Annotated in this window: 9 protein-coding genes and 1 pseudogene; 5 read left to right on the plus strand and 5 right to left on the minus strand. The window is 71.5% G+C overall.

What is annotated here, in order from left to right; genetic code table 11:
• A partial coding sequence (locus FNH04_RS31365) for an ABC transporter permease (protein WP_152789159.1) occupies window positions 1–1,984 on the minus strand: 1,984 nt, incomplete at its 3' end.
• Window positions 1,984–2,481: a hypothetical protein gene (locus FNH04_RS31370; RefSeq protein ID WP_152789160.1), complete on the minus strand. Its 498-nt coding sequence runs from the start codon at window positions 2,479–2,481 to the stop codon at window positions 1,984–1,986. The genes FNH04_RS31370 and FNH04_RS31365, both read right to left, overlap by 1 nt.
• 162 nt (window positions 2,482–2,643) lie before the next feature.
• On the opposite strand from FNH04_RS31370, the gene FNH04_RS31375 reads away from it, so the two are divergent.
• The 4 genes from FNH04_RS31375 to FNH04_RS31390 all read left to right on the plus strand — a co-directional run bounded on the left by FNH04_RS31375 (window position 2,644) and on the right by FNH04_RS31390 (window position 6,716).
• Entirely contained in the window at window positions 2,644–3,195 is a 552-nt protein-coding gene (locus FNH04_RS31375) for a hypothetical protein (protein WP_152789161.1), read from the plus strand.
• Entirely contained in the window at window positions 3,170–4,456 is a 1,287-nt protein-coding gene (locus FNH04_RS31380) for an ABC transporter substrate-binding protein (RefSeq protein ID WP_152789162.1), read from the plus strand. Before FNH04_RS31375 ends, FNH04_RS31380 begins: the two co-directional genes overlap by 26 nt.
• Before the next feature lie 170 nt (window positions 4,457–4,626).
• Window positions 4,627–5,889, plus strand: coding sequence for a glycosyltransferase family 4 protein (locus FNH04_RS31385; RefSeq protein WP_152789163.1), 1,263 nt, complete (start codon window positions 4,627–4,629; stop codon window positions 5,887–5,889).
• Entirely contained in the window at window positions 5,886–6,716 is an 831-nt protein-coding gene (locus FNH04_RS31390; RefSeq protein WP_386574258.1) for a hypothetical protein, read from the plus strand. Before FNH04_RS31385 ends, FNH04_RS31390 begins: the two co-directional genes overlap by 4 nt.
• A 70-nt stretch (window positions 6,717–6,786) precedes the next feature.
• Here FNH04_RS31390 and ctaD read toward each other — a convergent pair whose 3' ends face one another.
• Window positions 6,787–8,517, minus strand: coding sequence for an aa3-type cytochrome oxidase subunit I (gene ctaD, locus FNH04_RS31395; protein WP_152789164.1), 1,731 nt, complete (start codon window positions 8,515–8,517; stop codon window positions 6,787–6,789).
• Between the two features lie 445 nt (window positions 8,518–8,962).
• On the opposite strand from ctaD, the gene FNH04_RS31400 reads away from it, so the two are divergent.
• Window positions 8,963–9,178, plus strand: coding sequence for an I78 family peptidase inhibitor (locus FNH04_RS31400; RefSeq protein ID WP_152789165.1), 216 nt, complete (start codon window positions 8,963–8,965; stop codon window positions 9,176–9,178).
• A gap of 96 nt (window positions 9,179–9,274) precedes the next feature.
• Here the strand turns inward: FNH04_RS31400 and FNH04_RS31405 are convergent, their stop codons facing one another.
• Both FNH04_RS31405 and FNH04_RS31410 read right to left on the minus strand, forming a co-directional pair.
• Window positions 9,275–10,294, minus strand: coding sequence for a phosphatase PAP2 family protein (locus tag FNH04_RS31405; RefSeq protein WP_322724378.1), 1,020 nt, complete (start codon window positions 10,292–10,294; stop codon window positions 9,275–9,277).
• Between the two features lie 250 nt (window positions 10,295–10,544).
• Window positions 10,545–11,311, minus strand: a pseudogene (locus FNH04_RS31410) (hypothetical protein); the annotation flags it as partial.

Here is an 11,311-nt window from a genome sequence, read left to right on the forward strand (position 1 = left end):
TCACGGGGGTGTGTGGCGGTGCGGCGCCGCGCTCCGCCCGGCCCGGCGGCGCGGATTCCGCCGCTCGGGTGGGCCGGGCGGACCCTTCCGGGGGAACGCCCGCACCCCGTCGCCTCCGAACCGCCTCCTCGCGGGCGCGTACCGTCCGCCGCACCCGCGTTCCCAGCGGAGTCAGCGCGGCCCTGTGCCGGGACCTCGGACGGGCGGCCACGGCCCGCAGGGCCTCGTACGGGCCTCCCGGAAACCGGCCGACGAACACCGCGAGCACACCGATCAGGGCCGCGGCCACCCCGCCACGGGTTCCCGCGTCCAGCCCCACCAGGAGCGCCGCGGCGGCCAGGGCACCCAGCACGCTGTCCGCGCCGAGGACCACGACGGCCGCGAACCACAGCAGTCCGCGGACCGGGTCGTACGCGGCCGCGTCGAAGGCCCGCAGACCCATGCCGAGCATGCCGCCGCCCAGGGCCGCCAGAGCGGCCCCCGCCACGAAGGCCGAGAGCTTCAGCGACGGGACGCGTACGCCCGCCGCCGACGCCCCCGGCTCGTGGTCCCGCACGGCCGCCAGAGCCCTGCCCGTGCGACCCCGGCGCAGGGCGTGCACCGCGAGCAGGGAGAGCCCCAGCAACCCCAGCTCCAGGACGTAGTACGCGCGGTCGCCCTCGAAGCCCGCGGGGCGCCCGAGCGTCAGACCGGAGGTCGCGTACGGCTGGACGAAGACGAAGCGGCTGACCCCGACGCCCACCGCGAACGTCGCCAGGGCCAGTGCCAGACCGTGGCGGCGGATCGCCGGCCAGCCGGTCAGCAGCCCCAGGGGAGCCACCAGGAGTACGGCCACGACCAGCGCGGTCAGTTCGGGCAGCGGGGGCAGGAACGGGAAGCGGCCCGCCGCCAGCAGCGCCGTGAACAGGGCGCCCAGACCGGCGTACGCCGCCTGGCCCAGGGAGATCTGGCCGCCGCGGCCGGTGACCACCACGAGGGAGAGCAGGACCACGGCCAGCGCCGGTACCTGGACCGAGGTGTGCAGGTCCCGGCCCGCGAAGCCGAGCGGGAGCAGGAAGAGGACCGCCGCCACGATCCACGCCCCCGGAGGCGTCGCCACGCGCGGGGTCGTCGTGCGCGGGAGGGCGTCCCCGGCGCCGACGCGGGGCAGGGCCAGGGCCGCGACCAGGAGCGCCACCACGAACAGGTTCGCGCCGACGGCCTGGAGCAGGGGCTCCGCCCAGCCCGAGGGGTGCAGCCGGGTCAGCTGGCTCTGGGCGACCCCGATGCCCAGGGCCACCACCACGGCCACGGGCAGGCTCCGCATCCGGGCTGCCACCGCGACGGCCACGACCTCCACGACCAGCAGCGGCAGGCCGTACGGGTCGAGCCGTACGTACGGCGCGAGGAGCACGCCCGTCAGGCCCGCCGTGAACGAGCCGAACGCCCAGCCGGCCGCCGCCACCCGGTCCGCGTCGACACCGCCGAGGACGGCGAGGGAGCGGTCGTCCACGACGGCCCGGAGCTCGCGGCCGAAGCGCGTCCAGCGCGTCACCGCGCCCACGGCCACGGCCAGAGCGACGGCCACCGCCAGCTGCCCCCACGGATCTCCCGGGATCAGCGTGGGCGCGTCCGCCCGCGCCCCGGGGCCCCACACCAGCGCCGCCCCGCCGACCAGGAGCACGAAGACCCCGATGGAGGCCACCAGGGTCTGCGCGGGATCACCGCCGAGCACCGACAGCGGGCGGAAGACGAACCGTTCGAGTGCCATGCCGATGCCCGGGGCCACCACCAGCAGGGTGACGGCGGCGGCCGGCGCGAGCGGCCAGTCCCACTCCACCGTGAACTGGTACAGCACGTACGCGCACACCATCGCGATCGCCCCGTGCGCGAAGTTCAGCACCCCGGTCGCCCGGTACGTGACGATCAGCCCGATCCCGGTCAGCGCGGCCGCGCTGCCGACCGAGAGCCCGGCGAGCGCGAGGTCGTACGTCAGGGACGCCATCAGGCCTCCGGGGGTGGTTCGGAGGGCTCACGCGCGGACCGCGGTTCGCAGATCGGGCACGCGCTCAGGTCCCCGATCATCAGGGCCCGGGAGTCAGCCGGTACGGCCTCACGCTTGCCCGCCACCAGGGGGCAGTCCGCGCGGTGGAACAGGGTGCCGCCGGGCACCATCAGCAGATCCCCGCTCGTGGCCACGGGCGCGGGGACCTGCCCGGACTCCTCCGCGTCGGCCGGCTCCTCGGCGACCAGCAGGCCGTACAGCTCCTCCACCCGGGCCGCCGCCCGCGCGCTCCGGCCGTGGGTGAGCAGCACCGCACCCGCGATGATCAGCGCGGCCCCCGGCACGGTGCAGGAGGCGAGGTACGGCAGCTGCCGCTCGGCGAACCGCTCGCCCGAGACGCCGTACCAGCCGACGACGCACAGCACCGCTCCGGCGGCGAGGGCGGCCCAGCCGGCCCAGAGGACGGGGTGCACGGTCCGCAGTCGAGCTGTCCGCATCCGGGGCTCCCGCACATCGTGTGGCTGTCTGTTCTCCGGTGTCTGTTTTTCCGGTGTCTGTCTGTTTTACGGCCCGCCGATGGCTTGCGCTACGCCTTGGGGGAGCTGACCCTGAAAGCACCGGGCGCGACCGGCCCGGACCGACACCCGGTGGTGAGCCAGATGGTTCTCGGGAGCTACCTCAGGCGGGGAACGGCACGGCTGGGGGCAGTGATCGCGGCGGGCGTCCTGGCCCTCGCCCTCACGGCCTGCGGCGACGACGGCGGAGGCGACGGGGCCGCCCCGACGCCCACGGCGGAGACGGCCACGAGCGCCGAGCCGACACCCAGCGAGACCCCGAGCGCGACCGGTCCGGCCGACCCCGCCGCGGCCGAGAAGGAGATCCGGAAGAACTGGGCGACGTTCTTCGACCCGGCCAGTTCCACGGCGGAGCGGCAGGCCGTCCTGGAGAACGGCGAGCTGATGGGGCCGGTCCTGGAGGCCTTCAGCGGCGACGAGCGCGGACAGCAGGTCGAGGCGAGGGTGACGGAGGTCGAGTTCACCTCGGCGACCGGCGCGAACGTGACGTACTCGCTGCTCATGAAGGGCGCCACGGTCCTGCCGGACTCGGCGGGCACCGCCGTCGAGCAGGACGGCACCTGGAAGGTCTCCGTGAAGACGCTGTGCGGGCTCGTCGGGCTGAGCGGCAATGCGTCACAGCTTCCGGGCTGCTGAGAGCGTCGCCGCGGGCCTGCTCCTCCTGCTGGCCGCGGCCTGCGGCAGCCGTCTCCCGGAGAGCGACTTCGAGGACCGGGCCACCCAGGGCCGGGAGCCGGCCGGTGACCCGATCCGCGTGGGCGTCATCGCCAGCGCCACCAGCCCGGTCGGCGGGGCCGCCTTCACCGGCCCGCGCGACGGCGCGAAAGCCTGGTTCGACCGCCTCAACGCGCGCGGGGGCATCGACGGCCGCGAGGTCGAGGTCCGTGAGTGCGACGACGGCGGCAGCGGCGTCGGCAACAACGAGTGCGTGCACCGGCTGGTCGAGGAGGATGAGGTGGTCGCCCTCGTGGCCACCACCGCTCTGGACTACGCGGGCGCCTCCCGCGTCTCACGCGCGCGCGTGCCCGACATCGGCGGTCAGCCCATCGGCCCGGCGTACGACACGTATCCGCATCTGTACAGCGTCTACGGCAGCCTCGCGCCCCGCGACGGCACGACCGGCTGGGACGGCAGGCAGTACGGCGGCACCGAGGTCTACCGCTACTTCAAGCGCGAGCACGGCGCGCGTACGGCCGCGGTCGTGTCGTACAACCAGTCCGCGTCGGCCTCGTACGCGAGCCTGATCGCCCGGGGGCTGAAGGCCGAGGGCTACAAGGTGGTCACCGAACAGGTCGACTTCGCGCTGCCCAACTTCCGCGCGGTGGCGGCCGATCTGCGGGAACAGGGCGCCGACCTGGTCTTCGACGCCCTCGACACGCACGGCAACGCCCGGCTCTGCCGGGCCATGGACGAGGTGGGCGCCGAGGTGACCGCCAAGGTCACCAATGTGCAGAACTGGACGTCCACGGTCCCCGAGGACTACGAGGACGCCCCGCGCTGCCGCAACTCCCTGTGGGTGACCGGCTCCAGCCGCAACTTCGAGGACACCGGCCACGAGGCCGTACGGGAGTTCCGTGACGCGACGAAGGGTCTGAAGACGCACTCCCAGTGGCAGTTGGAGGGCTGGGCGGCCGCCATGTGGTTCACCGACGCGGCGAGGTCCTGCGCGCGGGAGGGCGTCACACGCGCGTGTGTCGACCGCTTCATGAACCGCGACGAGCCGTACACCGCCGACGGGTTGCTCCTCCCCGTCACCTACGAGCACCTCGCCGAGCCCCCGAAGACCCGCACGACCTGTGTCTCGGTGGCCCGCTGGGAGGACGCGAAGGGCTGGGTGGGCCAGGGCGACATGAACGGCACCTGCTTCGACGTACCGCAGCTGTCCTACGAACCCTGACCCTTACCTGCCCTGATGCACGACGGAGCGGAAAGGTTCCCGGAAGCGGCTACCAATCGCGCAACTGTTCTGGAACAAGACGATGTTGCCGCCCAACCAGTCGAGGGGGGAAGGGGTCCAACCATGCGGTAGGCGGACGAGACAGAGGATTTTGGAAGTTCGGGGGACGAATGCATATCTCTTTCCTGATACACAACGCGTATGGAATCGGGGGGACGATCCGGACCACGTACAACCTCGCCGGCACCCTCGCCCAGCAGCACGACGTCGAGATCGTCTCCGTCTTCCGCCACAGGGACGATCCGGTCTTCACACCCGACCCCCGCGTCCGTGTGCGCCACCTCGTCGACATCCGCCCGGGCGGGGCCGACGTGGAGGACCCCGACCTGCGCCGCCCGGCGCGTGTCTTCCCGCGCGCGGAGTCCCGGTACGAGCAGTACGGCGCCCTCAGCGACCGGCGTATCGCCGAGCACCTCGCGATGGTCGAGGCCGATGTCGTGGTCGGGACACGGCCCGGGCTGAACGTGCACCTGGCCCGGCAGACCCGCCGCGGCCCGGTCCGCGTGGGCCAGGAGCACCTCACGCTCGGCACCCACGGCGTGGCCCTGCGCGCCACGCTGCGCGGCGTCTACCCGCGCCTGGACGCGCTCACCACGACCACGGAGGCCGACGCCCGGGCCTACCGCGAGAAGATGCGGCTGCCGGGCGTCCAGGTGCGGGCCGTGCCCAACCCGGTGCCCGAGCCGGGCATCGACCCCGCGGACGGCACCGGCAAGTGGGTCGTCGCGGCGGGGCGGCTGGCGCCCGTCAAGCGGTACGACCTGCTCATCAGGGCCTTCGACACGGTGCGCGCCCAGCGGCCGGACTGGCGCCTGCGGATCTACGGCGGCGGCAGGCAGAAGGAGGCACTCCGCCGGCTCATCGACGAGTTGGGCCTCTACAACCACGTCTACCTCATGGGTCCCGCCCACCCCATCGAGCCGGAGTGGGCCAAGGGATCCATCGCCGCCGTCACCTCCAGCATGGAGTCCTTCGGCATGACGATCGTCGAGGCCATGCGCTGCGGCCTGCCGGTCGTCTCCACCGACTGCCCGCACGGGCCCGGCGAGATCATCGACAACGGCGTGGACGGCCGGCTCGTCGAGGTCGGCAACGCCGAGGCCATCGCCGCGGGGCTCCTCGAACTCATCAACGACGACGCGTTGCGGCACCAGATGGCGGACGCGGCACTCAGGGACTCCGAGCGCTTCGACCCCTCCCGCGTCGCCGAGCGCCACGAGTCGCTCTTCAGCGGTCTGACCGCCCGCGGCGGGACCTCGCTCGGCGGCCGGATGCGCGGCTCGCTGCACCGCACCCGCGGTGCGCTGCTGGGCGGTGCGTACACCGTACGAAGCGCCGGACGTACGGTCCTCGGGAAGGGACGCACCGCATGATGACGCTGGCTCCGCAGACAGCGCACGAGCACGTCGACGAGGATCCGGCCACGGGCCCGCGTGCCGACTGCGTCGCCGACTCCGCGGGCGGTCTCACGTTCGACATCACCGACAGCGGCGAGTCCGGACCCGCCCACCTGCTCCTGAGGGTCCGCGACAGCGAGCAGGAGGTGCGCCTGCCGCTCACGCCGTCCGCGGACGGCCGGTTGCGGGCCGCGCTGCCCAGCAGCGTCGAGCTCCCCGAGGGCCGCTGGGACGCGTACGTCCAGGTGGCCGACGAGGCGCCGCGGCGCCTGGTGCCCGGCGTCAACGACCTGCGCTCCCTCGTCGACCGCGCGCCCAGCGGCTCCCGCGGCCATGTCGCCGTCCGCATCCCGTACGCCACCAAGCACGGCAACCTCACCGTCCGCAGCTGGCTGCGCGCCCCGCACGCCGAGGCCGGAGAACTCGACGTGCGCGAGGACGAGCTGGGCGTACGGGCCAGGGTGTACGGGACGGTGCTCGCGCCGGAGGCGTACGTCGAAGTGGAGAGCCGCCACGAATCGGTGCCGGTGATACGGACCGGACTCACGTCCGGCAACCCGGACTTCCACTTCACCGTGGAATACACGGCGCTCCGGCCCGGCCTGTGGGACCTGTGGCTGCGGCCGGCGGGAGAGCCGGGGCCGCGGGTACGCATCGCACGCCTGCTCGACGACATCGCCGACAAGAAGCCGATCTTCACCTACCCCAGGGTGACCGCGGAGACGGAGTTCGGCGCGGTCACGGCGAGGCCGTACTACACGAAGGACAACGACCTCACGGTGAAGGTGACCGTGGCGGACTGACGGCCGGCGACTCGGCGCGGGGTGGCCGGCCGGACCGCGGAACCGGAGCCGGACGGGCCCGCCGGGGCCATCAGGACGGCCCGGGACCGTCTGTCGGGCGCTCCTGACCGAAGCGGATCTGCTCACTGCGCTCCTGCCCGGCCCGGGTCTGGGGCGGCGTGATCGCCGCGAACGCGGGATGGTGCAGGTCGAATGCCGGGGACTCGGAGCGGACCCTGGGCAGCGTGACGAAGTTGTGCCGCGGGGGCGGGCAGGACGTCGCCCACTCCAGGGACCGGCCGAACCCCCACGGGTCGTCGACCTCGACCTTCCGGCCGTACTTGGCGGTCCTCCAGACGTTGTAGAGGAACGGCAGCGTCGACAGCCCCAGCAGGAACGAACCGATCGTCGAGACGGTGTTGAGCGCCGTGAAGCCGTCGGCGGCCAGATAGTCCGCGTACCTCCGCGGCATGCCCTCCGCGCCCAGCCAGTGGTGCACCAGGAACGTCGCCTGGAAGCCGGTGAAGAGCGTCCAGAACTGGATCTTGCCGAGCCGCTCGTCGAGCATCTTCCCGGTGAGCTTGGGCCACCAGAAGAAGAAGCCGGCGAAGGTCGCGAAGACGACGGTGCCGAAGACGACGTAGTGGAAGTGGCCCACGACGAAGTACGTGTCCGTGACGTGGAAGTCCATCGGCGGAGAGGCGAGGATCACCCCGGTCAGGCCGCCGAACAGGAACGTCACCAGGAAGCCGGTCGCCCACAGCATCGGCGTCTCGAAGGACAGCGACCCCTTCAGCATCGTTCCCGTCCAGTTGAAGAACTTCACCCCCGTCGGCACCGCGATGAGGAAGCTCAGCAGCGAGAAGAACGGCAGCAGCACCGAGCCCGTCGCGAACATGTGGTGCGCCCACACGACCACCGACAGCCCGGTGATCGCCATGGTCGCGGCGACCAGCGTCAGATAGCCGAAGATCGGCTTCCGGCTGAACACCGGGATGATCTCCGTGATGATGCCGAAGAACGGCAGCGCGATGATGTACACCTCGGGATGCCCGAAGAACCAGAACAGGTGCTGCCACAGCAGCGCCCCGCCGTTGGCCGCGTCGAAGACGTGCGCCCCGAACCGCCGGTCCGCCTCCAGGCAGAGCAGCGCGGCCGCGAGCACCGGGAACGCCATCAGGACCAGGATCGACGTGAACAGCGTGTTCCACGTGAAGATCGGCATCCGGAACATCGTCATGCCGGGGGCGCGCATCCCGATGATCGTGGTCAGGAAGTTCACCGCACCGAGGATCGTGCCGAAACCGGCCAGCGCCAGCCCCATAATCCACATGTCGGCCCCGATGGTCGGTGTTCGCTCCAGGCTGTTCAGCGGCGCGTAGGCGAACCAGCCGAAGTTCGCGGGCCCCTGGGGCGTCAGCAGCGAGCCCACCACGAGCAGCCCGCCGAACAGGAACAGCCAGTACGACAGCATGTTCAGCCGGGGGAAGGCGACGTCGGGCGAGCCGATCTGCAGCGGCATGATCTCGTTGGCGAACCCGGCGAAGGTGGGGGTCGCGAACAGCAGCAGCATGATGGTGCCGTGCAGTGTGAACAGCTGGTTGAACTGGTTGTTGTCCACGATCTGCGTGCCCGGCCGGGCGAGCTCGGCCCGCATCACGAGCGCCATCACACCGCCGATCAGGAAGAACACGAACGACGTGATCAGGTAGAGATGACCGATCTTCTTGTGGTCCGTCGTGGTCAGCCAGTCGACCACCACCCGCCCGGCCCGACTGGTCCGTACGGGTCGCACCGTCGCCTGCGCGGTGTCCGTGCCCATCGCTCCGCCCCTTCGCTGTCGCGTCCCGGGCCTGCTCCGCAGCGCACGCCATGATGCTCGCGTGCCCCGGCTCCGACGGAGGAGCGTGGAGGCCGCGTGCTGGAATCGTGTATTTCCTGTGTGATGTCGGCTTCCCGGAAACGCCCCCGAATCGGACGGAAAAGCCGTGTCCACGTGATCGAGGACACGTTTTCCGAGGGGCTATTCGAGACGGCGTCAAGCTAGTCGAGAATTACGCGGAACGGCGGGCGGGACACGAACGGAACCGCTCGTACGTGTGACGCCGTTCGGCCGTTACGCGTGTCGTGGTCCTGTGACAGAAGCGTGACCGCCGAGGGACAGTGACCCTGTGCGACCCTCCGCGGCCTTTGGCCGGACGAGTGGCACGGAACCCTTCACGGGCCCGGACTTTCCCGTCCGCGGAGCGCCGCATAACGTGGCCGTCATGGCACCCAATCCCACTCCGCCACCGGAGCCCCAGGACAGTCCGGACGCCTATGTCGGCCTCGACGCGAAGAGCGCGGAGCGCCGCGCCCGGGAGCACGGCTGGTCCACGGTCAGGTCGCTGCCGCCGGGCGCGATCATCACCATGGAGTACCGCGTCGGCCGACTGAACTTCGAGGTCAGGGACGGCCGCGTGACGCGCTGCTGGAAGGGCTGAGACACCGGAGGAACGGCGAAGGCCCGGCCCCCTCGAGGGGGCCGGGCCTTCGCCGTTCCCGGGGTGAGGTGTGCGTACCTGCCCCGCTGTCTCGTGTCAGCCTCCCGTGAGCGGACGCGCCGGCGTCGTACCGCGTGGCATGCGGTCCGAGTGCGGCGGCCGACGGCTGCCGACCGGCGTGACGGGTACACGGTCGGGGCAGGTCGGGTGCAGCCCCGGGGTGAGGTGGAGCGGCGACCGTACGGTCCGGGCCGCGATCGTGTCGTGAGCCGTGGCCGTGGCGGGCTCCTGGGCGGGCGTACGCAGCGGGGACGTGCCCACGGACCGGGTGGTGGCCGGTGTGGGCACCGTGACGCCCTGGCGGGCCCTCCAGGACTCCCGCACGGAGAAGACCCAGGCCTCGGCACGGGTGATCAGCGGCTCGAACCAGGGCAGCGCCAGCAGGATCAGCAGACCGGCGGCCCAGCCCAGTACGACGTCGCTCAGCCAGTGCGTACCCAGGTAGACCGTGGTGAGGCCCACGCCGAGCGACATCACCGCGGACAGGGCGGACAGCCAGCGCCGGGCTCTCGGCGTGGAGGCCAGGTAGGCGAGGATGCCCCAGGTCACCACGGCGTTCGCGGTGTGGCCCGAGGGAAATATGTCGCCGCCGAGCCACATCTCGTTGGAACCGATCTCGGTGGCGTAGTGCGGGCCGAGGCGGCCCATGCCGATCTTGGCGGCGCCGACGGTGATGTTCAGCAGCAGCAGCGACACACCGAGCGCGATCAGCGGGCGCAGGGTGTGCTGCCGCCAGGAGCGCCAGCCCAGCCAGGCCGCCACCATCACGGCGGTGGGGCCGCGCTGACCCAGCACCACGTAGTAGTCCAGGAAGGCGTGGATCTCCGGCCACTGCTGGTACGGCCGGAAGAACATGACCTGCCAGTCGAGCCGGACCAGCCACGACGTGATCACCACGGCCCACACGATGGCCGCGTAGAAGGCCAGGGTGGAGGCGAAGAGCACCACCCTGTGCCGGCTCATCACCGGCACATCGATGTGGGCCGGTCGTTCGGGCTCACGATCCAGCCGGGCGAAGACTCGCTCCAGACGAGTCAGCAGACATTCGGTACGCACTCAATCGACGTTACAGCGAGTGAGCTCTCGTGCGGCCCGAATCACCGGCTTTGTGATGACGATGTGATGTGGGAAACCTCTCAGAGCGAGGTTTATTCTCGCGGAATCCGTAATCACCGGGAGGCGTCGGCTTCAATTCCGTTGATCATTCGATGTCCTGGTTTTATGGCCCTTATGAATTAGTTCACCGCGTGCTGGCCTGGATTTATCCGGCAGCTCACGGATCGTCATCCGACGGTGACCGGGCGGGTCATGGCGGACCGGAACCATTCAGCCAGAACGCCCCGTAGAGGGCCGACGCCACCGCGATCCCCGCGACCACCGGCACCGACCTGGCCGGACGCAGCCGGGCCAGGGCCGTCGCGAGGGGCAGCAACAGGGGGAAGGCGGGCATCAGGAGGCGCGGTTTCGAGCCGAAGTAGCTGGACGCGCACAGGGCGAGGGCCACCACGACCCCCGTGTACACCAGGAGCGGCAACGGCTGCCCCTGGCGGACGCAGACGACGTACAACCAGACGACCAGCGCGACTCCGACGACCAGTCCGGCGCCGGCGAGGGCCGACGGGAACGACGTGAACTTGTCGGCGACGAACCGGGCGAAGGCGTAGCCGCCGTCGAAGCCGTTGCGCCAGCCCGCCTGCACGTCGAGGTACCCGAACAGCCCCTTGCCCGTGTGGTGCCCCACCCAGAGGACGTACCCGGCGGCGCCGAGCGGCGCGAGCAGCATGCCGAGGGCGCGCCGCCACGCGGGGGCGCCGTCCGGTTGGGGCGAGCTCCGGTCTCGCCCCCACGAGTGAACGAGTGCGGTGGCCCACAGCGCGGCGACCACCGCGAGGCCCACCGGGCGGGTCAGTCCGGCGAGCGAGGCCAGCGTGCCCGCGAGGATCCAGCGGTCCGTCAGAACCGCGTACAGCGCCCACGCGGCGAGGGCCGTGAACAGCGACTCGGTGTACGCCATCGACTGCACGATCCCGACCGGCAGCACCGCCCACAGCAGCACCGCGCACAAGCCCACCC

This window comes from Streptomyces phyllanthi, assembly GCF_009377205.1.
GTDB classification, from domain to species: domain Bacteria; phylum Actinomycetota; class Actinomycetes; order Streptomycetales; family Streptomycetaceae; genus Streptomyces; species Streptomyces phyllanthi.

What these genes read in the sequence shown, in the direction of transcription:
- FNH04_RS31380 (WP_152789162.1), top strand. Translation starts at nt 3,170, where the DNA reads ATGCGTCACAGCTTCCGGGCTGCTGAGAGCGTCGCCGCGGGCCTGCTC.
- FNH04_RS31370 (WP_152789160.1), bottom strand. Translation starts at nt 2,481, where the DNA reads ATGCGGACAGCTCGACTGCGGACCGTGCACCCCGTCCTCTGGGCCGGC.
- FNH04_RS31390 (WP_386574258.1), top strand. Translation starts at nt 5,886, where the DNA reads ATGATGACGCTGGCTCCGCAGACAGCGCACGAGCACGTCGACGAGGAT.
- ctaD (WP_152789164.1), bottom strand. Translation starts at nt 8,517, where the DNA reads ATGGGCACGGACACCGCGCAGGCGACGGTGCGACCCGTACGGACCAGT.
- FNH04_RS31400 (WP_152789165.1), top strand. Translation starts at nt 8,963, where the DNA reads ATGGCACCCAATCCCACTCCGCCACCGGAGCCCCAGGACAGTCCGGAC.
- FNH04_RS31385 (WP_152789163.1), top strand. Translation starts at nt 4,627, where the DNA reads ATGCATATCTCTTTCCTGATACACAACGCGTATGGAATCGGGGGGACG.
- FNH04_RS31375 (WP_152789161.1), top strand. Translation starts at nt 2,644, where the DNA reads ATGGTTCTCGGGAGCTACCTCAGGCGGGGAACGGCACGGCTGGGGGCA.